The organism is Halomicrococcus gelatinilyticus (genome assembly GCA_024227995.1).
Lineage (GTDB): Archaea > Halobacteriota > Halobacteria > Halobacteriales > Haladaptataceae > Halomicrococcus > Halomicrococcus gelatinilyticus.
Window position 1 is genome coordinate 1,034,199 of record CP100465.1, and the last position, 23,747, is coordinate 1,057,945.

Sequence of the window (23,747 nt, forward strand, 5' to 3'; positions counted from 1 at the left end):
TCCATCAGGAGACAGAGACCGAGACGACCTGTAACTCCCCATTGATTTAACCAGGACCGTTCAGTACTAATCTAACGGCACGAGCCGCTAATTACCGCGGCCACGGACATGTCGCGGCCGACGAGTCTATAGCAGACTGACCCTAAGATGGCGACGTATGGCACCAATGCCCAATCCAGTAGCGGCGCTACAGCCGATGCAGCTCGATCCCGCGGTCGAGGAGGCACTGGCTGACCCACTGCTGTCGGCCTCGCTGTGGGGGATGATCGCGCTGATGGGGCTGGCGATCCTGCTGTTCGTCTACATGGGCCGGAACGTCACGGACGACCGCGTGAAGCTCATGTTCGCGGCGACAATCGGCATCCCGGCCGTCTCGATCGCCAGCTACCTGGGACTGGCCTCCGGGTTGACCGTCGGCATCGTCGACATTCCGGGGAGGGGTGAAAGCGTCACGCTGTGGGGACGGTACCTCACGTGGACGTTCTCGACGCCGCTCATCCTGTTCGCGCTGGGGCTGCTGGCGGGGACGAGCCGGGCGAAGCTGTTCACGGTCGTCCTGTTCGACATGGCGATGTGCGTCACGGGGCTCGCGGCTGCGCTGACCACGCAGGCGCTCTGGCTCCGCTGGGCGTGGTTCGCGCTGAGTTCGGCCTTCTTCGCCGTCGTCCTCTACATCATCCTGGTCGAGTGGCCGCGCGACGTGGCCGACCGGGACCCGGACGTCCGCGAGCTGTTCGACCGGCTGAAGGTTCTGACCGTCGTGCTCTGGGTCGGCTACCCGGTCATCTGGGCGGCCGGCACCGAGGGGCTCGCTCTCCTCGGGACCGGCACGACGGCACTCGCGCTCACCTCGTGGGGGTACAGCCTCCTCGACGTCGGGGCGAAGTTCGTCTTCGCGTTCCTCCTGCTCCGGTTCCTCGCCGACGAACCGGCCGGGGTCACCGAGAGCGCACAGGTCGAACCCTTCGTCACGCCCGGAGACGACTGAGAACCGCACCTGGGCTCGCCGTCCCCGGGTGAGGTCGTCCGAACCCCGATTATGAAACGTCTAAACGGTTCTGAACCGTTCGCAAAACGTCAACGACCGCACCGTTCGCGTGAAGCGTCGTGAATTTGCCTGCACGCTCGTCCCCCTATATTACCCCGTCGCCCATACGACCGGATGCGCCCGACCCTCCCATGTCGAGTACCCCAGCACACCGGACCGACGGTTCGACCGAGTTCGACACTAGCTTGCAGTTCGCCACGGTAGCGCGTCGCAAACTGTTCGAGTCAGTCCAGTTTCTCGGGTTCTGGACCGCCATCGCTCTCCCGTTCGTCTACCTGCCTCTCCTCTATCAGGGGTCGCTGTCCCCGACCTCCTCGTCGTTCGCGGTGATCGTCGTCCTGAACCTCGTCGCTGTGTTCGTCGGTCACGGGTACGACCGGCCGTGATGCCGCAGGCGTGTATACCACCGTTCGGGCTTTTCTGACGACGTCCCACGACCTTCCGAGCAGCGCCGCAGCGGCGTCCGAGTAGTATCTCGCGAAGGCAACAGTTCGTGAAGGAGAACGTCGGGGGCCGACCGCAACTCCGTACCCCCGGGTCTATCCCGCAGTCGTCGAACTCGAGCAGCGAGCAGAAAAGAAATTTTGTCGTTTCAGTAAAGTATTGGCGATTAGAAAGCCTTCAATTTTAGGCTGGCCGAAAAAAGGTAAATATGATGATAACTCTTTTCCGGGGGGAGTGCGAACCAACGCGTATGGCGTTGCTGGCAAATCTCGTCTTCGTCTTCGTCGCAGGGTTGATAACCGCGCTCGCCACGGGGTTGGGAGCGCTGCCGTTCTTTCTGGTCGACGACGTGAGCGACCGGTGGAACGTCGCTCTCTGGGGGCTGGCGTCGGGCATCATGGTCTCCGCGTCGGTGTTCGGCCTGATATTCGAGGGACTGGCCGAGGCGAACGGCGGGAGCGTCGTGGGCGTCGGGGTCGGGATGCTCGTCGGCGTCGTCCTCGTCGTCGTCAGTCACCGCCTCATCTCCGAAGCCGAGGTCGACCCGCAGCAGTACGAGGAGGCTGACTACAAGAAGCTCGTGCTCATCCTCGGCATCCTGACGGTCCACAGCTTCCCGGAGGGGGTCGCGGTCGGCGTCTCGTTCGCCGATCTCGGGTTCGAAGGGGCGCAGATCGTCGGCATCACCGTCCCGCTGCTGGCCATCTTCATGACCATCGCGATATCCATCCACAACATCCCCGAGGGCCTCGCCATCTCGATTCCGCTCCGGTCGATGGGCGTCGGCAAGTGGAAGATGGTCTGGTGGGCCGTCTTCTCCAGTCTGCCCCAGCCCATCGGCGCGCTCGTCGCCTACTACTTCGTCCGCGTCGCGCGGGAGTTCCTCCCGGTCGGGTTCGGCTTCGCCGCCGGCGCGATGATCTTCCTCGTCGCGCTGGAGTTCATCCCCGAGGCGCTGGAGATCGGCGAGGACCTGCCGGGCCAGGGCCACCGCGAACTGGTGTCGGGCCTCGTCGCCGGCGTGCTCCTGATGGTGCCGCTCGCCGTCCTCTGACGCCGGGAGGACGACCGCTCCGACGGGCTGTCGGACGAGTGCCAGCCTGTTCTTCGCCCGGTCGACCTGCGGCGTGGTGGTCAGTGACACCCGGTCGTTCGTTCCGTGTCCACAAGCGGCGTCATCGAAGGGTACCGGGGCCAGCGCGTTCGATTTCGGTCGATTTAACGGGGCGGGTTGCGACGGTCTCCGCATGGAACTGGACACCGTGCGGCTGGGGGAGACCGGGACCTACGTGAGCGAACTGGCGTTCGGAACGTGGCGGTTCGGCCGCGAGAACGACGAGGGCGAGGTCGAGATCGACGAGGAGCGGGCCCACGAACTGCTCGACGCGTACGCCGACGCGGGCGGTAACTTCGTCGACACCGCCGACATGTACGGTGGCGGCGACAGCGAGCGGTTCATCGGCAACTGGCTCGCCGACCGCGACAGGGAGGACTTCGTCCTCGCGTCGAAGGTCTACTGGCCGACGCGCCCCGACGACCCGAACGGCGGCGGCCTCTCGCGCAAGCACCTCCGCCGCCAGATCGACCGCATCCTCGACCGCCTCGGCACGGACTACGTCGACCTCCTGTACGTCCACCGCTGGGACGACGACACGCCCGCCGAGGAGTTCATGCGCACCCTCGACGGGTTCGTCCGCGAGGGGAAGGTGAACTACCTCGGCACGTCGACGCTCGAACCGAACGCCTGGAAGGTCGCGATGGCCAACGAGATGGACTACGAGCCGTTCCGGATCGCCCAGCCGCGGTACAACCTCGTCAACCGCGAGACCGAGCCGAACTACCTGCCGATGTGCGAGGCGTACGGCCTCGGCGTCGTCCCCTGGTCGCCGCTCGCCGGCGGCTTCCTGACGGGCAAGTACAGCCGCGGCGAAGAACCCCCGGCGGGGTCGCGCGGGGCGACCGACCAGCAGTTCTGCGACTCCTACCTCACCGACGAGAACTTCGACGTCCTCGAGGAGGTCGAGGCCGTCGCCGACGAGGTCGGTGCTTCGCCCGCAGCGGTCAGCCTCGCCTGGCTGCTGGACCACGACGCGGTCACCGCGCCCATCGTCGGCGCGCGCACCGTCGACCAGCTGGCGGAGAACCTCCGCGCGACCGAGATAACCCTGTCCGACGAGCAGTTCGCACGCCTCGCCGACGCGAAGTCGGCCTGAGGTCCCGGCGGGCGAGAACCTTAACAGGGGTGCGACCCAAGGTGGGTACGTGTACAGGTCGCGGCTCCTGCTCGGCATCGCTGCCGTCTTCGCCGGAATCACGGTCTCGCTGAGCATCCTCGGGTTCGTCTACAACCTGTTTCTGCTCGTGTTCGCCGTGCCGTTCGCCCTGACGACGGCGATCCTGTGGTACCACGCCACGGGACGACTCGCCAAGCGCGTCCGCGAGCGCGAACTGTGGGAGGAGCAGCGGCACGGCTTCGGTCCCGACCCGCGCGCCGCCGGTTCGCGAGCGCGCGAGAGAGCGCGCCAGCAAGCGCGCGGACCAGGGGGACCAGGCCCGGGGAACGCCCGCGACCGGGCGCGGCAGCGAGCAGGGCGACGCGCCCCCGTCGGAGAACCGTCCGGTCCGAGCGTGCCGGAGGCCTACCGCATCCTCGACCTCGACCCCGGGGCCGACGACGAGACGATCCGCGAAGCCTACCGCGAGAAGGTCAAGCGCGTCCATCCCGACAGCACGGACGGGAGCGAGGAGGCGTTCAAGCGCGTGAGCAAGGCCTACGAGCGTCTCAACGACGACCACTGAGTGCCGTCGGACCCCGCAGAACGGTTCCTGAGGTGATACGACGAACGGGGAACCGTGCCGCGACGCGGGAGAATCCGATTATCACTCGTCGTATCTACCGGATGGATTTATTACAGAGGCTCCGCAACGTCTCGGGTAACCAGATATGTCTACGTCATCGCATCCGGCCCGAGTCCTTCAGGACGGTCGGCGTCTACGCTCTCCAGTATCTTCGACCGCCGTGTCGTGGCCGAGCGGGAGTGATTCCGGCCGATGAGTTCGAGTCGGCTCACGGTCGTGGCGACGCTGATGCTGGTGGTCGCGTTCGCCGCCGGAACGTTGCTCACGCCAGGCGTCGTCGAGGGCAAAGGCGCATCGTTCACGAAAAGCGTCGTCAATGAAGAACGGGGCGACATCTTGTACATCACCGTCCGCTCGGGCAAGAAAGCGACCGTCAACATCGGAGGACCTGGAAACGGATTCTGGGTGCAGGTCGAGGGTGTCAAGGGCAAGACAACTATCGGTTTGAACACGTATGAGACAGGCGCGAAAGTCAAAAACAAGAGTTCACTAGTCGTTTCGGGTCCAGAGAAAAAAGTCCATGTGCACAGGTGGTCCCAGGTTGGACCGCTCGATCCAAACACGTACGATATGAACGTAACCGTCGATGGGTTCGAAGAGGACAAAGGTTGGTTCACGATAAAAGAACGACACACGAACGGGGCCAAAACGTTCGTCATGCCATCAACGGTAGATCTCGACAATGTCGATACGTTAGACGAACTAAAAAAGAGGATAGTCCAACCGAAGGACAACAGAATCGCACACGAAGATAGATTTGTCCTTGCCCTAAACGCATCGGGAATAACGGGCTTCATTGATTCGTTCAAGCACACAGAGGGAGTGTCCCTTACCTTCCATGAGACCAACACTGAGCCGAACACCACACCGAACGAGTTCCACGCGGACGACATTGCGTCGGACCGGACGTTCGTCGACGAAGAAAACGACATCACGTATTTCGTTGTTGATACGACAGACCACAACATCGAACCGAACGACAGGTACAACGTAACGTTCGCGCTCAGTGGGTCCAATCCACTACTAAGGCCGGACGAAAAGGAAACTGCCACAACGACGTTCCAGGTCGTCGAACGGAAGGCAGTCCTCGACTACGTCGGTGACTCTGTCGTGGTCAATGGCAAAACGGAAATTACGGGGTCGACGAGCCTGGCACCGGGGAGCAAGATTCGCTTAACTGCGTACAAGAACCAGAAGAATCGATTCTACAAGGGACCGAAGGAAGTGACGGTCAAAGCAAATCACACGTTCAGCACGACGGTCGACTTTAGCGACGTTCCACGTGGTACAGAATTCACGTTCAAACTCGTCGGTCCCAACAAGGACTTGAAAAAGACAGTTCGAGGCGTCGTCGCCCCGCAACGGCAGACGACCACCACCACGACAACCACCACGACGACGACAACGACCACGAACACCACCACCACCACGAACACCACCACCACGAACACCACCACCACGAACACCACCACCACGAACACCACTACCACGCCGACGACGCGCATCTCTACCCCGGACCCGATAACGCCCCAGACCGTCTCGAACGGCGGCCTCCCGGGATTCGAGGCTACGACGGCGGTCGTCGCACTGCTCGCCGCGGCACTGCTCGCCGTCAGACGGTCGGAGTAACTGTCCGATAATTTTTATACCATGACTGAAGATATCTCAACGAACGCACGTCCCCTATCATGATACGGGAAATGGACGAGTCCGACTTCGCCGCGTTCGTCGCCGACATCTGGGAGCAGCAGGGCTGGAACACCCAGGTCACCGAGAAGTCCGGCAAGGCGTTCGTCGCGCTCCAGCGCGACGGCGCCGAGGGGCTCATCTGGGCCACGACCGGGAGCAGTGGCGACGTCAGTGGCAAGGCGCTCCAGCAGTTCGTGCAGACCGCCCAGGAGTACGGACTCGACGAGGGCGCGGTCGTAACTGCCGGCCAGTTCAGCGACGACGCCGAACGTATCGCCGACCAGGCGGGGGTCGATCTCGTCGACGGCGAGAAGCTACGGACCATCGTCGAGGCCCGCGAACTCCACGACCTCGTGGAGAAGTACGGGGGCGGCAGCGGTAGCGGCGGCGGTGGTGGCGGAGACGGTGACGACGACGGTCCCGGCCTCCTGGACCGGCTTCCGGTGGACGACCTCCCGGACGTTTCGGCGAAGGCGGTCGGCGGCGTCGTCGTCGTCGCCGTCCTCGCTGTGGTCGCGTTCGTCGTCGTCGGCCCGACCATCCTCGGCACCGGCGGCAACGTCCAGGAGCAGTCGTTCAACGTGACGTCGACGTCGTCGGTGTCGGGCAACGAGACGAAGGCGCTCGACGTGACGTGGAACGCGAGGACGACGACCGAACTCGAACCGGAGAAGAACGTCGTCTACCAGGCACGGGACGGCCAGCAGTTCGTCGTCGTCCAGTTGAACGTCACGAACACCGGGCAGGGGACCGTCGGTCTCCGTCAGGAAGGATTCCGGCTCCGGGCGAACGGGACCGTCCACGGCCACCAGCCGCTGACGAACGCGAGCGGGTTCGAAGTGGGCGTCCTCGAGCCGGGCAAGTCGATGAGCACCTGGACCGTGTTCTCCGTCGACGAGGGCGTGGCGAACGCGACGCTCGTCGCCGATGGGGGCGTCTACGGCGACGTCGCGGTGCGGTTCCAGCGGGACGCCGACCTCGAAGTCGGCGCGTAAGGAGCAGTATATATCGATTCCAAGGGCTCGGAACTGTAACGCGGGCAAGGCTTTTGACCGGTGGGGACTAAGCGGCGCTCATGAGCGCTGACCGCGCCGCCTTGCAGCGCGCTCTCGAACGCGGGGAGCAGGAGGGCGGCAGCGTGGAATTCAAGGAGCGGCTCACGAGGGAGATCCACCTGGCCGACGGTCGCATGGAGAGCCTCGCTGCGCAGCTTCGGCATCGCGTCCTCTCCGGCGACGGCGAGGCGACGTACGTCGTCGGCGTGACCGACGACGGGGGACTCGCCGGTATCGACCCCGACGCATTCTCCGAGTCGATGGACGTCCTGTCGCTTTTGGCCGAGGAGGCGGGCGCCCACATCGAGGACGTCCAGACGTGGGGCATCGACGGCGACGAGTCGAACACCCGCGCGATGGCCCGCGACAGCGGCGGCGGACTGGTCGGCGTCGCCACGGTCCGAGAGGGAGCCGTCCTGGAGACCGACAGCGACCACATCGTCGTCGGGACGGCGGGACACGTCGACCACGGCAAGTCGACGCTGGTCGGTAGCCTCGTCACCGGCCAGGCCGACGACGGCGAGGGCGGCACCCGCGGCTACCTCGACGTGCAGCCCCACGAGGTCGAGCGGGGACTGTCCGCCGACCTCTCCTACGCCGTCTACGGGTTCGGGGACGAGGGACCGGTCCGGATGGACAACCCCCACCGGAAGGACGACCGCGCGCGCGTCGTCGAGGAGAGCGACCGCCTCGTCTCGTTCGTCGACACCGTCGGCCACGAACCCTGGCTCCGGACCACCATCCGGGGACTCGTCGGCCAGAAACTCGACTACGGCCTGCTCACCGTCGCAGCCGACGACGGCCCGACGAAGACGACCCGCGAGCACCTGGGCATCCTGCTGGCGACCGAACTGCCGACCATCGTCGCCATCACGAAGGTCGACGTCGTCGACGAGGAGCGGGCCCTGGAGGTCGAGCGCGAGGTCGAGCGCCTGCTCCGCGAGGTCGGCAAGACGCCGCTACGCGTGGAACGCCACGGCGTCGACGTCGCCATCGACGAGATCGGCGACGGCGTCGTCCCCGTGCTCGGGACCAGCGCCGTGACGATGGACGGACTGGACGACCTGGACGCCATGTTCGAGCAGTTACCGAAGACGACGGCCGACAGCGGCGAGTTCCGGATGTACGTCGACCGCACCTACAGCGTGACGGGCGTCGGCGCCGTCGCCAGCGGCACCATCAACTCCGGGTCGGTGGAGGCCGGCGACGAACTCCTGCTCGGCCCGATGCCCGACGGCGGATTCCGCGAGGTGGAGGTCCGCTCCATCGAGATGCACTACCACCGCGTGGACGAGGCGAAGGCCGGCCGCATCGTCGGCATCGCGCTGAAGGGCGTCCGCGAGGCCGACGTCGAGCGGGGGATGGTCCTCCTGCCGGTGGACGCCGACCCGACGCCGGTCCGCGAGTTCGAGGCCGAGGTGATGGTCCTCAACCACCCGACCCGCATCGGCTCCGGTTACGAACCGGTCGTCCACCTCGAGACGGTCAGCGAGGCAGCCGTCTTCGAACCCGAGGGCGGCCACCTCCTGCCGGGCGACCGCGGGTCGACCACCGTCCGGTTCAAGTTCCAGCCCTACCTCGTCGAGGAGGGCCAGCGGTTCGTCTTCCGCGAGGGCCAGAGCAAGGGCGTCGGCACCGTGACCGACGTGACGCCGCTCGAATAGGCTTTTCTCCCCGGCGTTCGCACGTTCCGGTATGACTCGTCGCGCCTCGCAGTCCGACCGCACACGACAGCGCAGACGGCCACAGCGCGGACGGCCGTCAGAAGCCCGCGCGCTGCTGGACGTGACGACCGTCGCGAAGGCGTTCGTGGCGCTGCTCTTCCTCGTGAGTCTCGTGGCGTCCGTCCAGTTGCTCCGGGCGGAGGGAACGGCCGTGCTCGTACGGGTCGTGGCGACGCTGTACGTCACCGGCCTGCTCGTGGTCGGCGTGTTCCGGGACGTGACGGGAACGCAGTGGTGGCGCGCCGCGTTCTTCGGCGGGATGGTGGCCTATGGCCTCGTCGAGTACCTCCGTGCCGGGGGCTGGTTCAACCTGCTGTTCGTCGTCGCCGGTGCGGCGATGCTGGTGACACTCGCGCTCGAACGGCGGTGACCGGTACCCTCGGCGCAGCGGTCAGCCGTCGAGCCACGGCGGGTCGCCGAGCGGGTGGAGCGTCTCGAACGCGAAGTGGGGTTCGGGGTCCGGGGCGAGCGACGGGTCCGCCGGCACCCAGACCGAGCGGAGGCCGGCGGCGTGCGCGCCGGCGACGTCGCTGTCGAGCGAGTTGCCGACGTGGACCGTCCGGTGGGCCGTCGCGTCGAGGTCGGCGAGCGCGCGCTCGAACGGCTCCGGGGCCGGCTTCGCCGGGGCGTCGTGGCCCGCGAACACGGTCGTCTCGACGCGGTCGTCGATGCCGAGCGCCGCCATCTTCGTCCGCTGCATCTCCGGCGCGCCGTTGGTGACGACGCCGACGGCGTGGTCGCGCGCGAGGGCGTCGAGCGCCGCGGACGCGCCCGGACAGAACCGCACGCGCGAGTGGTCGCGGACCTCGGCGAACGCGTCGGCGACCGCGCGGCCCGTCGCGGCGTCGTGCCCCCGCTCCTCGGCGATGGCAGCGAAACACGTCGCCCGCAGTTCCGCCACGGTGTCGCCCGCTCCCAGGAACTCGTCGTAGCGAGCGTGATAGTCGGCGAGTTCGAAGAAGGGGTCGACGCCGCACCGTTCGAACGACGCCGCGAGCACCTCGCGGGAGTCCTGCTCGTACTCACAGAGGGTGTCGTCCAGGTCGAACAGGACGGTGTCGACGGTCATCGTCCGGCCGTTCGGTCCGTGGTCGGAAAAACTGGACGCCTCGCGCTGGGCGACGTTCGGGTCGTCGTGCGGCTACGCCCGCCGGTAGCCTTCGGCCGTCCGCTCCGCGAGGTCGAGCAGGACCGCCCACTCCAGCAGGTTGGCGACGCGCTCGCGCCACACGTCTTCGACCCGGCTGGGGTCCTTGTGGCGCTCCCAGGTCGGAATCGACTCCCGGAACGCCTCGAAGGCCTCGTCTGCGGTGAGCGGACCGTCGGTCGCGAGACGGTCGAGGAGTCGGTCGGCGCCGTAGACGCGCTCGCGGAACGCCGCCGCCAGGGCCTCGCGGTCGGGGTCGCGACGGATGCGGGCGAAGCCGCTGTCTGTCTCCTCGGCGAGTTCGAGCGCGCGGAGGAAGGTGAGCCACGTCCGTGCCACGTCCCGGCTCTCGAAGCCGACGCGGTCCATCAGTCGCCGGCAGCAGTCGTCCTCGGTTCCGGGGACGAGCGGGACCGCCCGCTGGGCGTCCGCGACGAACGACAGGTCCGCGGGCGGTTCGGGGACGAGTTTGAACTTCACAGACCGAAGCTCTCCGCGACCATCTCCTCGTCGGTCGCGCCGTGGACGGTGGTCGACCCGCCGACCACGTCGACGGTCACCTGTGCCGGGGCGAACACGCTCGCCGGTATCTCGTCGAAGTCCCAGTCGGCGTCGTCGAACAGCTGTTCGAACGGCGTGCCGTACTCGTCGGCGGCGGTCGACGGCAACTCGTCGAAGCGGTCGAACTCCTCGCGGACGGTGAGATGGACCTGGCCGCCGTACGCGAGCGCGTCGTTCGTCCGGCCGATGGCCGTCTCGTCGTCCGCGGCGACGGGGGCGACGGGCGCGGACCCCGACACGGAGACGACGTCGAGCGGGTCGTATCCCAGTTCCGAGAGGCGGAAGACGGCCAGTTCGGCCGCGCGCGAGGCGACGTTGACGCTGCCGGTGACGCTCGCGGTCGAGAACGTGGGGAGGAAGACCGCGCCCGGTTGCACGCCCGCGAGGTCGGCGACGTGCTCGGCGACCGGGTCGCCGGGGAGTTCGTCGGACTCGACGGCGAGCACCGCGAACTCGAAGGCGTCCGTGTAGCCGACGCGCCGGTACTCGTCCTCCTCGGCGACCAGCGCCCGGGCCGGCCCGCTGCCGAGCCCCTCGAACCCCTCGACGCCGAGTTCCCAGCCGGCCTTCTGCGAGCACAGCAGCGCGAGCGCGGGATGGTCGGTCGTCAGTTCGACGTGCTGGAGCGGCGCGCCCCCGACCTCGTCCATCCGGGTCTGCACCGTCGCCAGCCCGGCGGTCTGGAGTTCCGCGAGCAGCAGGCCGGCCTCGACGCCGCCCGACGTCTCGACGCCGAAGTCGAGCACCGTCGCCTCCGAGTCGAGTTCGTAGGCGGCGACGTTCAGTTCGTCCGCGAAGTCGATGGCCTCGTCGACGAGTTCGAGGGCCATGCGGTTCAGACTCTCCATGTCCGGCAGTTGGGCGTCGTCCCGTAAACAGTTCCGGGTTCGCGGCGACGCGGGGCGGCGACACCGTTAACATCCTGCCCCCAGAAAGGTCGGGTATGAGTACCGACACCGCACCCGACGGGGAGCCGACCCCCCAGATCGAGGTGACGGAGGACGCCGCCGAACAGGCGCTCTCCCTGCTCGACGGCGAGGGAATGGACCCCGACAGGGCCGGACTGCGACTGTTCGTCCAGCAGGGCGGCTGTGCGGGACTCTCCTACGGGATGCGCTTCGACGGCGCACCCGAGGACGACGACACGGTCTACGAGCACCACGACCTGCGCGTGTTCGTCGACCCGGCGAGCATGAACTACATCGAGGGCAGCGTCGTCGACTACGAGCAGGGCCTGCAGGGTGCCGGCTTCCACGTCGACAACCCGAACGTCGTCTCCGAGTGTGGCTGCGGCGAGAGCTTCCGGACCTGACGGCCCCCGCCGCCCGGACAGTTCCGTTACTCCTCCAGTTCGAACGCCACCGTCACCTCCGCCTGGTACTGGCGGTCCTGGACGCTCGCCACTTCGACGCCGAGTTCGTCCACCTCGACCCACTTGACGTTCTGGAGCGTGTCCTGTGCGCGGTCGATGGCGTCGTCTGCCGCTGCGTCGAAACTTTCGTCGCTCGTCCCGATGAGCGTGATCTTCTTGAAGACCATAGCACCTTGCGGTTCTCGCTCCCGCGTAAAAGCGACAACGGCCGTTGGCCCGGACCGGAGCACACCGACCCGGAGCGGAGTCACCCGTCGGGCGGCGGGATGGTCACGTCGGGGCCCGCGTCGCGGTTGCGCGCCCACTGCTCGCGGGTGACGGTGTAGCGGTGGAGGTCCCGCACCGCACCGTCCATCGGCACCCAGTTGCGCAGGATGCCGTCGTACCGGCCGCCGAACCGCTCGACGTACTTCTCGATGGCCCGCCGGGAGTTCTCGTTACCCGAGAGGTAACCGGCGGAGACTAGTTCGAGGTCCAGATGGTCGAACGCGAGTGCCAGCAGCGCCGCGGCGCGCTCGCCGGAGTAGCCCCGCCCCCAGAACGGCTTCCGGAGCCAGACGGCGAAGATGGCCGTGCGCTTCTCCCAGTCGAGGTCGAAGTCCGTCGTCCCCGCGAACTCGCCCGCGCCGTCCTCGCCGTCGCGCGGGACGAGGGCGTACGTCGCGGCCTCGCCGTCGTCCCAGCGGCGCTCCGCGTCCACGACGGCGTCCCACGTCTCCTTCGGCGTCTCGTGCGGGTCCCACGTCAGGTGCGCCGTCTCCTCGTCGACGGTGTCGCTGTGGCGCGAGTAGTACCGGTAGAGGTCCACCGGGTCGAAGTTCGCGCGACAGAGGCGAACGAGACGCAGACGCTCGGTGTCGACGCGCTCGGGGAACATACGTGACGCTCAGTGTTCGCCAGCAAAAGCGTTGGTTGCCGTCCCACCTTGCAGGACTCCCCTGTCACCGGTCAGGCCGGTCCTACCCGGAGTCGGCACGTCAGGCCGCCTGCCCGGACTTCGACCGGTCAGGTCGCGCGTTCCGCGCCGCGAGCGCGTAGGCGAGCGCGACCGGAACCGCGTACACCACGTGCCCGACGAGGCTCACGAGCGTCCCGGGCACGGCGAGGTTCGGGAACGGCGGTGCCATCGGGAAGCCGACCGCCGCGAGCCACACCGGCATCACCAGGACCGGGAGCAGTGCAGTCGTCACGACGCCGTACGCGACGCCGAGGCCGACGGCCCCCCGCAGGCGCGTCGCGACGTCCGCCAGCGGGCCGACCTGGACCAGCGCCACGTAGGCGAGGCCGAGCGCGACCCCGTGGAAGACGTGGAGCAGCCAGCCGGCGGTGGACGCGGGTCCTTCGATACCGTACATCGCCGGAATCGCCATCGCTATCGTCGCGGTGGGCATCATGAGGCCGAACAGGACGCTCCCGACGAGCCCCCCGGCGGCGCCAGCGATCCATCCGTTCCGACCGGCGCGGAACCGGCCGAGTCGAGTCTGTGTTTCGGTTGCCATCGTACTCCCCTGCACCGACGGGCCGCCGCGACATAGCTGTAATCTAACCTTCAGGTTACGGGGTTACGGGCGGGTAAGGTGGCGACGAGGACGCGAGAAAGCGCGGTCGAAGCTGCGAGAACGAGACGGCGGTCGCTCGATGGGAACGAGTGTCGCGTCGAAGAAAGGGCGTCCGGAGCGCTATCCGAACATGTCGCGCATCATCGGGTGCATCTCCATGAGCTGCTCCTCGGCGATCTCCTCGTACAGCTTGTACGTGATGGAGACCGTCAGCAGCAGGCCCGTCCCGGAGACGCCGCCGATGGTGCCGAGCATGTTCGCCAGCACGGCCAGCAGTCCGACCAGCGCGCCGCCGATGACGGTGACCTGCGGGATGTACCGCTCCATCACCTTCTCGATGACGCCGGTGTTCTGGCGGAACCCGGGAATCTGCATCCCGGAGTTCTGGATCTGCTTCGCCGTCGCCTCCGGACCCATGTCCGTCGTCTCGACCCAGAAGATGGCGAAGATGGCGCCGCCGACGATCATGAACGTCAGGTCGATGGCGACGCGCAACAGCACCTGCCACGGCTCCTGGGCGAGCCCGGTCCACCACATCCAGTCGGCCCGGTTCTGGATGGGGGCGAGATAGTAGAACAGGCCGCCGATGGCCCGTCCACCGTCGTACTGCCCGAGCCAGACCGGCATGTCGTTGCCGAGCTGGCTGTGGAGGATGCGGCCCAGGAACTGGATGTTCGCCTGCAGCGCGCGGACGAGGATCATCGGCAGGACGCTGGCGTAGATGAGCTTCACGGGGAAGCGACCGCGAGCGCCCTTCACCCGCGCGTGGCTGAGCGGAATCTCGACCCGGACGCTCTCTGCGTACACGACGATGCTGAAGATGAGCACCGTCGTGACGAGCGCGAGGATGCCGCCGCCGTCGAGCAGCAGGTACTGGATGCCCTCCGCGGTCAGCAGCGACGGGACCTCGCCCGCGTTGCCGGTGGCGATGGCGATCCAGTTCGGGATGAGGCCGGGTCGGCCCGGCAGGCCGCTCCACGCGAACAGGCCGCCGATGAGCTTCTGGCTCACGCCGGCGACGATGAACAGCCCGATACCGCTACCGACGCCCCACTTGCTGATGATCTCGTCCATGAACAGGACGAGGATGGCTCCGACGAGGATCTGGGCGAAGATGAGCCACTTGACGCCCATCTCGCCACCCGGGAACGTCGCAGCCAGTTGCGGGTCGGCCGGGAGGAAGCCGCCGGCGAACACCATCGGAAGCCCCGTCAGGAAGATCATCACGACCACCAGCAGCTTCTGGAGGCCCTGATAGAGCACCTGGTCGCGGGGGTCGTCGGTGTCCAGTCCCAGCAGGTTCGCACCGCCGAGCAGCTGCAACACGATGCTCGCCGTGACGATGGGCCCGATACCGAGGTGGAGCACGGACCCCTGTCCACCCGCCAGCAGCGAACGGAACTGGCCGAAGATGTCGGCCCCCTCGTTCGCCCCGTAGAGGGTGACGTTCGTCAGGAAGAAGTACAGCAACAGGATACCGCCCGTCCAGGTTAGCTTGCGCTTGAAGGGGACGTGCCCCTCTGGCTGCCGGACGGACGGCATTCGCGTCAGGACCGGTTCGGCGGCTTCCTTCCAACCCATGTATTATTCCTCAGTCTCGTCTTCCGACTCAACTGTTTCGGATTCGGCTTCCTCCGCCCGGTCGCTGAGGACGGCGTCGCCGCCCTCCTGCTCGATGAGTTCGACCGCGCTCGCGGAGAACGCGTCCGCCGTCACTTCGAGTTCGTTGCGGACGTTCCCGTCGCCGAGTACCTTCACGACGTCGGCGTCCCAGCCGTCGTCGGCGACGTCGCGCGCGTCGACGCGGTAGCCGAAGTCGGTCTCCTCGGCGACGCCCTCCGCAACGAGGAGCGGAACGTCCTCGTCGATCTTCTGGACGGAGACGGTCTCGACCGTCTCCTGGACGTCGTCGGGACGCTTGAAGCCGTGTTTGCCGAGCGGTCCGTGGTTGTGGAATTCGTGTTTGGAGCGACCCGCGTCACCGCGACCGCCGCGGTGACCGGCACCGCGACGGTTCTTGTGACTACCGCCGCCGTGCGTGCGCGAGCCACGCTGTCGTCGTTTCTTGTTCGTCATGGTTATCGCATCGACTTCAGGAGCGCGTTGATCTGCTCGGTCGTGTGCTTGCCGAGTTCACCGCCCTCCTTGGTGGGGTGCTTGAGGCCGTCGTGGCCGCCGCGCGGCGGGTGAAGCCGCAGCACCGGCGTCAGGCCCTGCTCTTTGAGCGTCGTCTCCTCGTCGAGCAGCGCCGAAGCGAGGTCGGCGACGTCGTCGTACTCGGTGTTCTCCGCCACCCAGTCGTCGTCGACGTCGTCGCTGCCCTCGAGCGGCTCCGCTCGCGTCGCCAGCACCGTCTCCAGGATCTCCTGGTCGGGTTCGCCGTAGGCGACGTAGTCGTTGACCTTCGTGATCATCCCGCGGTAGGCGTCGGTCTCCGGCACCAGCGCGCAGTGGTTCACCCGGTGGATGTTCAGCATCTCGAGGGTGTCCTTGACGGTCTGGCTCATGTCGACCTCGCCGCGGATTTGGACGACTGCCTTCATCAGTCGGCCACCTCCTCCTGCTCGTCGGGACGAGCGCGCGGGCCGCGCGACTGCGACGCGTTCTCCAGCGCGTTGTACGTCGCCTTCGCGAGGTTGAGCGTCGTCCGCGTGTTGCCGTGGCTCTTCGTCCAGGCGTTCTCGATGCCCGCGAGTTCGAGGATCTTGCGCACCGTGTCGGTGGCCGCAAGCCCGAGCCCCGCAGGAGCCGGGACGAGTTCGACCGTGACGCTGCCCGCCTTCCCCTCCGTGCGGTGGGTGAGCGAGTGCGGTCGGTCGCTGCGGTCCTCCCACGAGCCTGCGCCGCGGGGGACGTCGATCATGTTCAGCTTCGCGATGTCGATGGCCTTCTGGATGGCGCCCCCGACCTGGTCGTCGCGACCTTCGGCGTAGCCGACGTAGCCGTCGCGGTTGCCGATGGCGACGACGCAACGGAACTTCACGCGGCGACCGGAGTCGGTCATGCGCTGGACCATGTTGATGTCCAGCACCTCGTCTTCGAGTCCGGGGAGGAGCTGGTCGACCAGCTCCGGCTCCTTCAGCGGGAGCCCGGAGTTGAGCGCCGCCTCCATCGTGTCGATGTCGCCGTCGGCGACCTTCCGGCCGAGTCGGGTCTGGGGTTCCCAGCCGTTGTGTTCACTCATGTTATTCGTCCTCCTGGAGGTTCTCGAGCACGTCGTCGAAGTGCTCGGGCAGTTCGGTGGCGTCGAAGTCCCCGCTGTACAGCGGCTCGTCGAGCTGGTCGGCGTACTCGGCGATGTGCTCGCCGCGGTTGCGCGACCAGTCCGCCATCACGCTCTCGTTGTGGGGGACGTCGAGGCCAGCGTCGATCGCACCTTCCTGTATCGCGAACGGCTTGCTCCCGGGCGTCGCCGAGTTGAGGCCGATGTCGAGCACGGCCTCCTCGAGGCCCTCGTCGACCGCGCGCTTCCCCAGCAGGTAGCCGGTGAGGTACGCGCTCGGGAGGTTGCCCGTCGGGGCTTCCCAGCCGTATTCTTCCAGATCGCTCGAATGGGCGCTCGCCAGCGTCTCGTCGCCGTCGGGGCCCATCGTGACCAGCTGCGCCCTGACGTGCTGGTTGCTCTTGCGAGCGACCAGGCGGGGCTTGCCCGATTTCAGCAGGCGCAACCTCTGATGGTAGTCGGTCCGGACCTCGCGGCGGCGCCGCATTGGCACCTTGTATCGTGGTCCCGTTGCCATAGTTAGTAGTTGTTCTCGATGTAGTTCAGCAGGTAGCGCACGCTACGGAACTCCCCGCCTTTTGCCTTGTCGTAGAGGTCCCGGTACTGCGAGTTCGTGATCTCGCCCTGGGCGCGGAGTTCGCGGAGCTTGCTACGCTGTGCGCGGATCTCGTTCTGCCACTGTTCCTTCTCGTCCCGTCGACCGCCCGACTTCCCCTTGCGGGAACCGGGACCGGTGCGGTGGCCGTAGGCCCGCTTCGCGTCGCGTTCGCGGGCACGACCGCGGGAGTTGCTCTTCGCGTCTTTCGCCTGGATGGACCCCTCGTCGACGAGTTCGCGGATGTCCTCGCGGGTGATCGCGTCCACGATTTCACCCTGTGCGTCCGGGTCGAACCAGACGCGGTTCTCGCCGACGTCGAGGACGTCGGATGCGAGTCGCTTCTGTGCACTCAGGTCCGTCATTCTTCGACCTCCACTTCGACGTAGGTGGGGTTGAGCACGCGGATGCCCTCGTCTTCGGCGACCTCCTCGATGCGCTCGCGCTTGCGAGCGCCGACCTTCGAGGCGATGCGGACCGCTTCCGTGTCGCCGTCCACGCCGTCGAGGTCGTCGACGTTGTGGACGCGCACTTCCTCGAAGCCGCTCGGGTGCTTGCCCCGGGCGGCCTCCGGCGTGCGGAAGCCCGCCTCGACCGTGTCGCCTTTGCCCTTGACGCCGCGGCGCTGCTTCGACAACTTGCCGCGCGGTCGCCGCCAGGACTCGGGCGTGCGCTTCTTCTTGTGGTAGTCCTGTCGATTGAACTGCGGCATGCCCTCGCGCTTGCGCTGGGTGAGGAGCCGCTGCTCCTCGTCGCTCAGGTCCGGGGTCTTGTCGACCAGACCGCGGGGCTGCAGTTCGGTCTCGACGTCTTCGGCCGGTTCTTCTTCCTCCGGCTCTTCCTCTTCCTCGATCTCGGCTTCGGTCTCCTCTTCGACCTCGAGGCCGCCGACGTCAGCCTTGATGCGGGCGGCGAGCGCGTTGCCGATGCCCTCCACGTCGGCCAGGTCGTCCTGGCTCGCGGCCTTGACGTCCTCGACGGACTCGTAGCCGCTCTCGCGGAGCGCTTCGGCCTTGCTCTCGCCGACACCGCTGATGTCTTCGATCGTCTCGGGTTCGTCGTCTGCCATCTATCAGGCACCTCCCGTCGACGGCTTCTCGGTGATGTAGACGCCGTCCTGGAACACGCGCGTGTCCTTGTCGGGCACGCGGGTGAGCTGTTCGATGTCCGCGGCGGTCTGGCCCACGTCCTCGATGTCGGGGCCGCGCAGGTACAGTTCCTCGTCGTCCACCTCGACGGTGGTGTCCCCGTGGACGTCGACGCGTCGGGGAGACTTCTCTCCGAGGAAGTTCTCGATGACGACCTGGTCGCCTTCCGAGCGGACCTGCATCGGGAAGTGAGAGTAGAAGACCTCCATCTTGTACTCCCACTCCGTGGTCACGCCGTGGAACATGTTTCGTACGTGGCTCTCGAACGTGCCAAGCGTCGCGTTCGTCTTGGCGTCGCTCTCGTCGCTCTCGATGACGACCGAACCGTCGGCCACCTCGACGTTCACGTCGGGGTACCAGAGGCGTCGCGTGACGCTGCCCTCGGGCCCTTCGACGGTGAGGTCGAGGTGGTCGATCTCGGCGGTCACCTCGTCCGGAATCTCTAGTTCGATTCGTGGCATGGTTCTTAGTAGACGTACGCGATGACCTGGCCACCGACGCCCTCCTCGCGGGCCTCGTAGTGGCTCATGATGCCGTGGCTGGTCGTGACGACGAGCGTCCCGTAGTCCTGGGCGGGGAGGAACCGCTTCTCCCACTTCTCGAACTCGTCTGCACCCGCGGAGTAGCGGGGCTTGACCGCACCGCACTCGTTGATCGCGCCTTTCAGTTCGACCTCGAACTCCCCGGCTTTACCGTCGTCGACGAACTCGAAGCCGTCGATGTACCCGTGGTCGTAGAAGACCTCGAGCACGTTGCCGATCTCGTTCGAGGCGGGCTGTACCGTGTGAGATAGGTGACCGACGCTCTCGGCGTTGTCCACGCCGGAGAGTGCGTTGGCCAGCGGATCGTTTCCTGCCATGGTTATCGGTACTTCTTGAAGCCCATGTCGCGGGCGATCTCGCGGAAGCACTGCCGACACAGGTAGATGTCGTACTTGCCGACCAGACCCTGTTTGCGGCCGCACCGCTGACAGGCCTCTAGCTGGCCGGTCCGCTTGCCGGTGTGCTCGCCGGTCGCGTCGTCGTCGTGTTCGCTCTCGCTCATTCGTTGACCTCCACGTCGAAGTTCGCCTCGAGGAACGTCACCGCGTCCTCGACGGTCAGCCGGTGGCTCGACGGGATCTGGCGGGTCATCTTGTCGCGCTTGGCGACGCGGTACCCCGGCCGGACGAGGTTGACGGTCACGTCCAGCCCGTAGATCCCGACGTTCGGGTCGTACTCCTGGCTCGGGAACTCGGTGTGTTCCTCGACGCCGAAGCTGAAGTTGCCGTTGTCGTCGAACTGCGACTTCGAGAGGTCGGCGAGCGACAGCGCCGTCTCGAGGAACTCGTGGGCGTCGTCGTCGCGAAGGGTGACCTTCGCGCCGATCGGGTCGCCCTGACGGATGCCGAAGTCCGGCATCGTCGACTTGGCCTGGGTGCGAACGCTCTCCTGGCCGGTGACGTCCTCGATGATCTCCTCGGCGTCGGCGAGCTTCCGACCGCCCTCGCCCACACCCATGTGGACGACGACCTTCTCCACCTGCGGCTCGCGCATCTCGTGGAACTCGGCCTCGCTCATTCGTCGTCACCTCCGGTGAAGTTCTCGTCGATGACGACGACGTACTCCTCGACGGTCTCGAAGGTGGCGTCGTCGCCCTCGACCGTGACGCCGTTCGAACCGCTGCCGGGCGTCACTTCGATCTCGGCGACCTCGCCGACCTCGCCCGCGTGCTGGCCGCGGACGGCCGTGACGAGACAGCCTTCCTCGTAGGGGAAGTGGGCGACGACCTCCTTGTCGTCGTTGCTGACGACGATGGAGTCCTTCGCGTCGTACTCCGTGCCCTCCTCGACGAGGAGATTGCTGCCGTCGTGCAGGTTCAGCTGGGTCTTGCCACCCGTGACCTGCCGCTTGTCCTCGATCTTCGCCAGCTTGCTCCCGGCGGCGTCCTCGTCGATGGCGGTCAGCGCGAGCCGACCGCCCTCGTCGGGGAACACGCGGTAGTACTCGTCGCGCTCCGGGAACGCCAGGATGTCGAACATCCCGATGGGTCGCTGTTCGTCGCCGGTCTCGTCGCCGTTCACGAGGATGCTGCCCTGGTTGAGCGCGTAGCGCGCTTCCTTCTTGGAGTCGACGTAGCCGAGGACGTCCCGCAGCAGGACGACCAGCGGAACGCCGGCCTGCCCGTGCGGGCCGGCACCGGCCTTCACGGTGAAGGTCTCGGTCTTGCGCTCGACCGGCCAGGACTTCGGAACGGAGAGTCGTTTCTGGTGCTTCGTCATTCTTCATCACCTCGTAGGCGCGCCTCGCGGCGGTCGTCTTCGAGGTCGAGGTCGGTGACGCGGAGGTTGCTCGCGTCGAGCGGACGCGGAACCTCCTCGCCGTCGGCCTTCTCGAGGGTGACGTCCTCGACGTGGACGACGGCGTCGTCGAGGTCCACGTTGAGGACCTCGGCTTCCTCGCCGGCGAAGTCGCCGCGCATGACCTCGACGGTGTCGCCCGCGTTGACGCGGACGCTGCGCTGCCCGTACTCCTCGCGGAGGTCGTCGGACAGCGTCGCCATGACCTGCTTGTGCCGCTCGTGGAGCGGGGCGCGCTCGGTCTCGTTTCGCTGTTTGCGTGGTTGTCGAGTCATACTATCATCGTAGCGGTACTTGCGACACTTCCGAACCGCTCGGCGACCTCCCGCGCGATGGGACCCTTGATCTCGGTCCCGCGCGGCTCCTCGACGTCGTCGATGATGACGGCCGCGTTGTCTTCGAACTTCACGCGCTGGCCGTCCGGACGACGGATGGACTTGCGCTGTCGAACGACGACGGCGTCGAGCACCTGGCGACGCATCTCGGGCGTCCCCTTGGTGACCGACACCGTGATCTTGTCACCGATGCCCGCCTTCGGGTGGCGGCTCTTGGTGCCGTGGTAGTTCGACACGCTGACGACCTTCAGCTCACGCGCGCCGGTGTTGTCGGCGCACGTCAGCAGCGAGCCCTTCTCCAGGCCCTGGGTCACGTCTGCCTTCAGCGCTTCCATCAGTCGTCACCTCCGGTCGTGGCGTCCGCGGCCACGTGTTCGACGACGACGTGCGACTTCGTCTTCGAAAGCGGTCGTGTCTCTGCGATACGGACCGTCTCGCCAACTGCGAGGTCCATGCACTCCGGCGCGTGAGCCGGGACGCGCGACCGGCGCTTCATCTGCCGGTCGTACTTGGGCACGGTGACGTCGTACTCTCGCTCGACGACGACGGTCTTTTCCATGTCGGTGGAGGCGACCGTTCCTTCGATCGTCTGTCCGCGCACGGAAAGCGATCCGTGGAACGGACAGTTATCGTCGGAACAGGTCTCCTCCGGTTCTGATACGTTCAGTCCTAACGCCATTTCGATATACCTCCGATTTCGGTGCGTAGAGCGGGTCGTGAGAGCAGTATGGCTCCATCCACCGTAACGTAGGCTGCGCCCTCGCCGGCCGCGCCAGACTGACCGGAGCGGACTCCGGCAGTTTCCGACGGGGGTTCGGACGCAGTCCCCGACGCCCTTTCGGGGTCGGCGGCTTCATCTGTGAGCCGGAACTCGAACGTCGTCCCTCGCTTCGGCACCTGGCGCACCCGAGACGCGGAGTCGACGCTGAGCGTGCGCATCGTCTCGTCGACGACCCGGCCCTCGATACCGACGAGGTCGGGGTTCGTCGCCGCGACGACCCGCACGTGCAGGCCGACGAGTTCGTGTTTCGGTAGCGTCTCGGGTGTAAGCGCCATTATTCTTCGAGGTCGCCTTCTTCTCGCTGGACCGTCTTGATCCGGGCGATAGTCCGGCGGAGTTCCTTGATTCGGCCGGGGTTCTCGGGTGCGCCCCCGGCGGCTTTCACGGCCTTCGAGTTGAGGAGTTCCGTCTCGAGCTCTTCGAGTTCGGCTTCACGTTCCGCGGGCGTCATGTCCCGCAGCTCTTCGGTGTGAACGATAGCCATTATTCGTCACCCTCCTCGGACTCGTCTTCCATCTCTTCCATCAGCTCTTCGGCTTCGGCCTCGACTTCCTCTTCGAGTTCGTCGAGTTCCTCCTCGACGTCCTCGGCGTCTGCCTCGGCCTCGTCCTCGGCGGATTCGTCCGCGGTCTCTTCCTCGATGACCTCCTCGACGACCTCCTCGTCGATCTCGGTCGTCTCGGGTTCGGGTTCGGGCTCCTCCTCGACCGCCTCGGCCTGGAGCTCTTCCAGCTCTTCGTCGCTGGGCTCCTCGACGACCGCGGCGGCCTCGTTAGCCTCGACCGCGTCCGGCACGACTTCCTCGGGGTCCGCGCCCTCTTCGATGTGGAAGTCGTCGGGCAGGTCGGCTCCCGGCGGGATGATCTTGACGTCCACGCCGATGGTGCCGAGCTTCATCACGGCGACGCCCTGCCCGTGGTCGACGATGGTCTGGGCGGGTTCGCCGTTGTGCTTGATGTAGCCACGGTTGAACTTCTCCACGCGCGAGCGCGCACCCGTGACCTTCCCGGAGAGGACGATCTCGGCGCCGAGGGCGCCGGCGTCCATGATGCGGTCGATGGTCGTGTGTCCGGCCTTCCGGAAGTACCAGCCGCGCTCGAGCGCGTTGGCGAGCCGGTCGGCGACGATGCGGGCGTTGAGGTCCGGTTCGTCGACCTCCTGCACGTCGATCTGCGGGTCGTCGAGGTCGAACTTCTCCTCGAGCTGGGTCGTGATCTTCCGGATGTTCTTGCCGCCCTTGCCGATGACCATCCCGGGCTTCTCGGCCTTGAGAACGATCTGGGTGCCCATCGGGGTCTTGGCGACGTCCATACCGCCGTAGCCCGCGCGACCCAGTTCGTCGGCGAAGAACTCGTCGATCTGGGACCGCTGCAGGCCGTCCTGGATGAACTCGTGTTCGTCTGCCATCAGTCTTGCACCTCCTTCAGGATGAGTTCGACGTCGACCTCCGGCGTGTTCCAGGCGCTGGCCCGGCCCATCGCTCGGGGCTTTCGACCTTCCACCTCGCCGACCTTGTGGGCGGCGACGTGCATTATCTCCATCGTCTCACCGTCGAACCCCTGCTCGTCGGCGTTGTTGACGACGTTCTCGATGAGGTCGAGGAACGCCTCGCTCGCCTTCTCGGGGTAGCGGCCGGCGTCCCAGCCATCGATGTCGGACCGGTGTCCGACGCCGCTGTTGTGCTGCTTGAACGGAACCGACCGCTCGCCGTCGATGACGGCGTCGAGGTACGCCTTCGCGTCCTCTACGGTCTTGCCCTTGATCTCGCGGGCGATCGCCTTGCTGTGCTTGTGGCTCATGTGCCGCTCCCGGAGCATACCTTTCGCCGTCGTGTCCGGGTCGGCATCGACGCTGTAGCTGATTCCCATG

35 protein-coding genes are annotated in these 23,747 nt (G+C 66.6%); 10 read left to right on the forward strand and 25 right to left on the reverse strand.

Going from position 1 to position 23,747, the window contains the following annotated elements; translation table 11 throughout:
* Positions 1–196: 196 nt before the first annotated feature.
* The 9 genes from NKT36_RS05505 to NKT36_RS05545 all read left to right on the forward strand — a co-directional run bounded on the left by NKT36_RS05505 (position 197) and on the right by NKT36_RS05545 (position 9,189).
* Entirely contained in the window at positions 197–988 is a 792-nt protein-coding gene (locus NKT36_RS05505; protein ID WP_407652232.1) for a bacteriorhodopsin, read from the forward strand.
* A 191-nt stretch (positions 989–1,179) separates the two neighbouring features.
* The gene (locus NKT36_RS05510) at positions 1,180–1,434 is read left to right on the forward strand and encodes a hypothetical protein (RefSeq protein ID WP_327052954.1); all 255 of its coding nucleotides are present in this window, start codon (positions 1,180–1,182) and stop codon (positions 1,432–1,434) included.
* 308 nt (positions 1,435–1,742) lie between these two features.
* Positions 1,743–2,546 (forward strand): ZIP family metal transporter, encoded by an 804-nt coding sequence (locus NKT36_RS05515; protein ID WP_327052955.1) that lies wholly within the window; start codon positions 1,743–1,745, stop codon positions 2,544–2,546.
* 193 nt (positions 2,547–2,739) lie between these two features.
* Entirely contained in the window at positions 2,740–3,705 is a 966-nt protein-coding gene (locus NKT36_RS05520) for an aldo/keto reductase (protein ID WP_327052956.1), read from the forward strand.
* Between the two features lie 49 nt (positions 3,706–3,754).
* Positions 3,755–4,291: a J domain-containing protein gene (locus NKT36_RS05525; protein ID WP_327052957.1), complete on the forward strand. Its 537-nt coding sequence runs from the start codon at positions 3,755–3,757 to the stop codon at positions 4,289–4,291.
* A gap of 252 nt (positions 4,292–4,543) precedes the next feature.
* Positions 4,544–5,980, forward strand: a complete 1,437-nt coding sequence (locus NKT36_RS05530; RefSeq protein WP_327052958.1) for a BGTF surface domain-containing protein — start codon at positions 4,544–4,546, stop codon at positions 5,978–5,980.
* A gap of 59 nt (positions 5,981–6,039) precedes the next feature.
* A complete protein-coding gene (locus NKT36_RS05535; protein WP_327052959.1) occupies positions 6,040–7,035 on the forward strand; it encodes a restriction endonuclease in 996 nt (331 codons plus the stop codon).
* A gap of 80 nt (positions 7,036–7,115) precedes the next feature.
* Entirely contained in the window at positions 7,116–8,759 is a 1,644-nt protein-coding gene (locus tag NKT36_RS05540; RefSeq protein WP_327052960.1) for a GTPBP1 family GTP-binding protein, read from the forward strand.
* Positions 8,760–8,790: 31 nt separating this feature from the next.
* Positions 8,791–9,189 carry a hypothetical protein gene (locus NKT36_RS05545; RefSeq protein WP_327052961.1) on the forward strand — a complete coding sequence of 133 codons (399 nt, stop codon included), beginning with the start codon at positions 8,791–8,793 and terminating at the stop codon, positions 9,187–9,189.
* Positions 9,190–9,210: 21 nt separating this feature from the next.
* On the opposite strand, the gene NKT36_RS05550 is transcribed toward NKT36_RS05545, so the two are convergent.
* From NKT36_RS05550 to mch, 3 genes are all read right to left on the reverse strand, one after another.
* On the reverse strand, positions 9,211–9,888 hold the full coding sequence (locus NKT36_RS05550; protein ID WP_327052962.1) for an HAD family hydrolase: 678 nt from the start codon (positions 9,886–9,888) through the stop codon (positions 9,211–9,213).
* 72 nt (positions 9,889–9,960) lie between these two features.
* Entirely contained in the window at positions 9,961–10,446 is a 486-nt protein-coding gene (locus NKT36_RS05555; protein ID WP_327052963.1) for a hypothetical protein, read from the reverse strand.
* The gene (mch, locus tag NKT36_RS05560; protein WP_327052964.1) at positions 10,443–11,375 is read right to left on the reverse strand and encodes a methenyltetrahydromethanopterin cyclohydrolase; all 933 of its coding nucleotides are present in this window, start codon (positions 11,373–11,375) and stop codon (positions 10,443–10,445) included. The genes NKT36_RS05555 and mch overlap by 4 nt, the downstream gene beginning before the upstream one ends.
* 95 nt (positions 11,376–11,470) lie before the next feature.
* Between mch and NKT36_RS05565 the strand changes: the two genes are divergently transcribed.
* Complete coding sequence (locus NKT36_RS05565; protein WP_327052965.1) at positions 11,471–11,839, forward strand: HesB/IscA family protein; 369 nt, start codon at positions 11,471–11,473, stop codon at positions 11,837–11,839.
* Between the two features lie 26 nt (positions 11,840–11,865).
* On the opposite strand, the gene NKT36_RS05570 is transcribed toward NKT36_RS05565, so the two are convergent.
* From NKT36_RS05570 to NKT36_RS05675, 22 genes are all read right to left on the reverse strand, one after another.
* Positions 11,866–12,066, reverse strand: coding sequence for a dodecin (locus tag NKT36_RS05570; RefSeq protein WP_327052966.1), 201 nt, complete (start codon positions 12,064–12,066; stop codon positions 11,866–11,868).
* Positions 12,067–12,146: 80 nt separating this feature from the next.
* Complete coding sequence (locus NKT36_RS05575; protein WP_327052967.1) at positions 12,147–12,776, reverse strand: GNAT family N-acetyltransferase; 630 nt, start codon at positions 12,774–12,776, stop codon at positions 12,147–12,149.
* Between the two features lie 100 nt (positions 12,777–12,876).
* A complete protein-coding gene (locus tag NKT36_RS05580) occupies positions 12,877–13,398 on the reverse strand; it encodes a histidine kinase (protein WP_327052968.1) in 522 nt (173 codons plus the stop codon).
* A gap of 180 nt (positions 13,399–13,578) precedes the next feature.
* The gene (secY, locus tag NKT36_RS05585; RefSeq protein WP_327052969.1) at positions 13,579–15,039 is read right to left on the reverse strand and encodes a preprotein translocase subunit SecY; all 1,461 of its coding nucleotides are present in this window, start codon (positions 15,037–15,039) and stop codon (positions 13,579–13,581) included.
* A gap of 3 nt (positions 15,040–15,042) precedes the next feature.
* Positions 15,043–15,534: an uL15m family ribosomal protein gene (locus NKT36_RS05590; protein WP_327052970.1), complete on the reverse strand. Its 492-nt coding sequence runs from the start codon at positions 15,532–15,534 to the stop codon at positions 15,043–15,045.
* A 2-nt stretch (positions 15,535–15,536) separates the two neighbouring features.
* Positions 15,537–16,001 carry a 50S ribosomal protein L30 gene (gene rpmD / locus NKT36_RS05595; RefSeq protein WP_327052971.1) on the reverse strand — a complete coding sequence of 155 codons (465 nt, stop codon included), beginning with the start codon at positions 15,999–16,001 and terminating at the stop codon, positions 15,537–15,539.
* Complete coding sequence (locus NKT36_RS05600) at positions 16,001–16,642, reverse strand: 30S ribosomal protein S5 (RefSeq protein WP_327052972.1); 642 nt, start codon at positions 16,640–16,642, stop codon at positions 16,001–16,003. The genes rpmD and NKT36_RS05600 overlap by 1 nt, the downstream gene beginning before the upstream one ends.
* A gap of 1 nt (position 16,643) precedes the next feature.
* Positions 16,644–17,198 carry a 50S ribosomal protein L18 gene (locus NKT36_RS05605; RefSeq protein WP_327052973.1) on the reverse strand — a complete coding sequence of 185 codons (555 nt, stop codon included), beginning with the start codon at positions 17,196–17,198 and terminating at the stop codon, positions 16,644–16,646.
* Between the two features lie 2 nt (positions 17,199–17,200).
* The gene (locus tag NKT36_RS05610) at positions 17,201–17,641 is read right to left on the reverse strand and encodes a 50S ribosomal protein L19e (RefSeq protein ID WP_327052974.1); all 441 of its coding nucleotides are present in this window, start codon (positions 17,639–17,641) and stop codon (positions 17,201–17,203) included.
* A complete protein-coding gene (locus tag NKT36_RS05615) occupies positions 17,638–18,345 on the reverse strand; it encodes a 50S ribosomal protein L32e (protein ID WP_327052975.1) in 708 nt (235 codons plus the stop codon). The genes NKT36_RS05610 and NKT36_RS05615 overlap by 4 nt, the downstream gene beginning before the upstream one ends.
* Positions 18,346–18,348: 3 nt before the next feature.
* On the reverse strand, positions 18,349–18,885 hold the full coding sequence (locus NKT36_RS05620) for a 50S ribosomal protein L6 (RefSeq protein ID WP_327052976.1): 537 nt from the start codon (positions 18,883–18,885) through the stop codon (positions 18,349–18,351).
* 5 nt (positions 18,886–18,890) lie between these two features.
* The gene (locus tag NKT36_RS05625) at positions 18,891–19,283 is read right to left on the reverse strand and encodes a 30S ribosomal protein S8 (RefSeq protein WP_327052977.1); all 393 of its coding nucleotides are present in this window, start codon (positions 19,281–19,283) and stop codon (positions 18,891–18,893) included.
* Between the two features lie 2 nt (positions 19,284–19,285).
* Positions 19,286–19,468 (reverse strand): 30S ribosomal protein S14, encoded by a 183-nt coding sequence (locus tag NKT36_RS05630; protein WP_327052978.1) that lies wholly within the window; start codon positions 19,466–19,468, stop codon positions 19,286–19,288.
* Positions 19,465–19,983, reverse strand: a complete 519-nt coding sequence (locus tag NKT36_RS05635; protein ID WP_327052979.1) for a 50S ribosomal protein L5 — start codon at positions 19,981–19,983, stop codon at positions 19,465–19,467. The genes NKT36_RS05630 and NKT36_RS05635 overlap by 4 nt, the downstream gene beginning before the upstream one ends.
* A complete protein-coding gene (locus NKT36_RS05640) occupies positions 19,980–20,684 on the reverse strand; it encodes a 30S ribosomal protein S4e (RefSeq protein WP_327052980.1) in 705 nt (234 codons plus the stop codon). The genes NKT36_RS05635 and NKT36_RS05640 overlap by 4 nt, the downstream gene beginning before the upstream one ends.
* Positions 20,681–21,037, reverse strand: coding sequence for a 50S ribosomal protein L24 (gene rplX / locus NKT36_RS05645; RefSeq protein WP_327052981.1), 357 nt, complete (start codon positions 21,035–21,037; stop codon positions 20,681–20,683). Before rplX ends, NKT36_RS05640 begins: the two co-directional genes overlap by 4 nt.
* On the reverse strand, positions 21,034–21,432 hold the full coding sequence (locus NKT36_RS05650; protein ID WP_327052982.1) for a 50S ribosomal protein L14: 399 nt from the start codon (positions 21,430–21,432) through the stop codon (positions 21,034–21,036). Before NKT36_RS05650 ends, rplX begins: the two co-directional genes overlap by 4 nt.
* Positions 21,432–21,776, reverse strand: coding sequence for a 30S ribosomal protein S17 (locus NKT36_RS05655; RefSeq protein WP_327052983.1), 345 nt, complete (start codon positions 21,774–21,776; stop codon positions 21,432–21,434). The genes NKT36_RS05650 and NKT36_RS05655 overlap by 1 nt, the downstream gene beginning before the upstream one ends.
* Positions 21,767–22,153 (reverse strand): ribonuclease P protein component 1, encoded by a 387-nt coding sequence (locus tag NKT36_RS05660; protein ID WP_407652202.1) that lies wholly within the window; start codon positions 22,151–22,153, stop codon positions 21,767–21,769. The genes NKT36_RS05655 and NKT36_RS05660 overlap by 10 nt, the downstream gene beginning before the upstream one ends.
* Positions 22,153–22,362 carry a 50S ribosomal protein L29 gene (gene rpmC / locus NKT36_RS05665; protein ID WP_327052984.1) on the reverse strand — a complete coding sequence of 70 codons (210 nt, stop codon included), beginning with the start codon at positions 22,360–22,362 and terminating at the stop codon, positions 22,153–22,155. The genes NKT36_RS05660 and rpmC overlap by 1 nt, the downstream gene beginning before the upstream one ends.
* The gene (locus NKT36_RS05670) at positions 22,362–23,285 is read right to left on the reverse strand and encodes a 30S ribosomal protein S3 (protein WP_327052985.1); all 924 of its coding nucleotides are present in this window, start codon (positions 23,283–23,285) and stop codon (positions 22,362–22,364) included. The genes rpmC and NKT36_RS05670 overlap by 1 nt, the downstream gene beginning before the upstream one ends.
* Positions 23,285–23,746, reverse strand: a complete 462-nt coding sequence (locus NKT36_RS05675) for a 50S ribosomal protein L22 (RefSeq protein ID WP_327052986.1) — start codon at positions 23,744–23,746, stop codon at positions 23,285–23,287. Before NKT36_RS05675 ends, NKT36_RS05670 begins: the two co-directional genes overlap by 1 nt.
* Between the last annotated feature and the right edge of the window lies 1 nt (position 23,747).

Excerpts from the sequence above, each read along its gene's own strand:
- NKT36_RS05505 (WP_407652232.1), top strand. The coding sequence starts at position 197 with ATGCAGCTCGATCCCGCGGTCGAGGAGGCACTGGCTGACCCACTGCTG.
- NKT36_RS05510 (WP_327052954.1), top strand. The coding sequence starts at position 1,180 with ATGTCGAGTACCCCAGCACACCGGACCGACGGTTCGACCGAGTTCGAC.
- NKT36_RS05515 (WP_327052955.1), top strand. The coding sequence starts at position 1,743 with ATGGCGTTGCTGGCAAATCTCGTCTTCGTCTTCGTCGCAGGGTTGATA.
- NKT36_RS05520 (WP_327052956.1), top strand. The coding sequence starts at position 2,740 with ATGGAACTGGACACCGTGCGGCTGGGGGAGACCGGGACCTACGTGAGC.
- NKT36_RS05530 (WP_327052958.1), top strand. The coding sequence starts at position 4,544 with ATGAGTTCGAGTCGGCTCACGGTCGTGGCGACGCTGATGCTGGTGGTC.
- NKT36_RS05535 (WP_327052959.1), top strand. The coding sequence starts at position 6,040 with ATGATACGGGAAATGGACGAGTCCGACTTCGCCGCGTTCGTCGCCGAC.
- NKT36_RS05540 (WP_327052960.1), top strand. The coding sequence starts at position 7,116 with ATGAGCGCTGACCGCGCCGCCTTGCAGCGCGCTCTCGAACGCGGGGAG.
- NKT36_RS05545 (WP_327052961.1), top strand. The coding sequence starts at position 8,791 with ATGACTCGTCGCGCCTCGCAGTCCGACCGCACACGACAGCGCAGACGG.
- NKT36_RS05550 (WP_327052962.1), bottom strand. The coding sequence starts at position 9,888 with ATGACCGTCGACACCGTCCTGTTCGACCTGGACGACACCCTCTGTGAG.
- mch (WP_327052964.1), bottom strand. The coding sequence starts at position 11,375 with ATGGAGAGTCTGAACCGCATGGCCCTCGAACTCGTCGACGAGGCCATC.
- NKT36_RS05565 (WP_327052965.1), top strand. The coding sequence starts at position 11,471 with ATGAGTACCGACACCGCACCCGACGGGGAGCCGACCCCCCAGATCGAG.
- NKT36_RS05570 (WP_327052966.1), bottom strand. The coding sequence starts at position 12,066 with ATGGTCTTCAAGAAGATCACGCTCATCGGGACGAGCGACGAAAGTTTC.
- NKT36_RS05575 (WP_327052967.1), bottom strand. The coding sequence starts at position 12,776 with ATGTTCCCCGAGCGCGTCGACACCGAGCGTCTGCGTCTCGTTCGCCTC.
- NKT36_RS05580 (WP_327052968.1), bottom strand. The coding sequence starts at position 13,398 with ATGGCAACCGAAACACAGACTCGACTCGGCCGGTTCCGCGCCGGTCGG.
- secY (WP_327052969.1), bottom strand. The coding sequence starts at position 15,039 with ATGGGTTGGAAGGAAGCCGCCGAACCGGTCCTGACGCGAATGCCGTCC.
- NKT36_RS05590 (WP_327052970.1), bottom strand. The coding sequence starts at position 15,534 with ATGACGAACAAGAAACGACGACAGCGTGGCTCGCGCACGCACGGCGGC.
- rpmD (WP_327052971.1), bottom strand. The coding sequence starts at position 16,001 with ATGAAGGCAGTCGTCCAAATCCGCGGCGAGGTCGACATGAGCCAGACC.
- NKT36_RS05600 (WP_327052972.1), bottom strand. The coding sequence starts at position 16,642 with ATGAGTGAACACAACGGCTGGGAACCCCAGACCCGACTCGGCCGGAAG.
- NKT36_RS05605 (WP_327052973.1), bottom strand. The coding sequence starts at position 17,198 with ATGGCAACGGGACCACGATACAAGGTGCCAATGCGGCGCCGCCGCGAG.
- NKT36_RS05610 (WP_327052974.1), bottom strand. The coding sequence starts at position 17,641 with ATGACGGACCTGAGTGCACAGAAGCGACTCGCATCCGACGTCCTCGAC.
- NKT36_RS05615 (WP_327052975.1), bottom strand. The coding sequence starts at position 18,345 with ATGGCAGACGACGAACCCGAGACGATCGAAGACATCAGCGGTGTCGGC.
- NKT36_RS05620 (WP_327052976.1), bottom strand. The coding sequence starts at position 18,885 with ATGCCACGAATCGAACTAGAGATTCCGGACGAGGTGACCGCCGAGATC.
- NKT36_RS05625 (WP_327052977.1), bottom strand. The coding sequence starts at position 19,283 with ATGGCAGGAAACGATCCGCTGGCCAACGCACTCTCCGGCGTGGACAAC.
- NKT36_RS05630 (WP_327052978.1), bottom strand. The coding sequence starts at position 19,468 with ATGAGCGAGAGCGAACACGACGACGACGCGACCGGCGAGCACACCGGC.
- NKT36_RS05635 (WP_327052979.1), bottom strand. The coding sequence starts at position 19,983 with ATGAGCGAGGCCGAGTTCCACGAGATGCGCGAGCCGCAGGTGGAGAAG.
- NKT36_RS05640 (WP_327052980.1), bottom strand. The coding sequence starts at position 20,684 with ATGACGAAGCACCAGAAACGACTCTCCGTTCCGAAGTCCTGGCCGGTC.
- rplX (WP_327052981.1), bottom strand. The coding sequence starts at position 21,037 with ATGACTCGACAACCACGCAAACAGCGAAACGAGACCGAGCGCGCCCCG.
- NKT36_RS05650 (WP_327052982.1), bottom strand. The coding sequence starts at position 21,432 with ATGGAAGCGCTGAAGGCAGACGTGACCCAGGGCCTGGAGAAGGGCTCG.
- NKT36_RS05655 (WP_327052983.1), bottom strand. The coding sequence starts at position 21,776 with ATGGCGTTAGGACTGAACGTATCAGAACCGGAGGAGACCTGTTCCGAC.
- NKT36_RS05660 (WP_407652202.1), bottom strand. The coding sequence starts at position 22,153 with ATGGCGCTTACACCCGAGACGCTACCGAAACACGAACTCGTCGGCCTG.
- rpmC (WP_327052984.1), bottom strand. The coding sequence starts at position 22,362 with ATGGCTATCGTTCACACCGAAGAGCTGCGGGACATGACGCCCGCGGAA.
- NKT36_RS05670 (WP_327052985.1), bottom strand. The coding sequence starts at position 23,285 with ATGGCAGACGAACACGAGTTCATCCAGGACGGCCTGCAGCGGTCCCAG.
- NKT36_RS05675 (WP_327052986.1), bottom strand. The coding sequence starts at position 23,746 with ATGGGAATCAGCTACAGCGTCGATGCCGACCCGGACACGACGGCGAAA.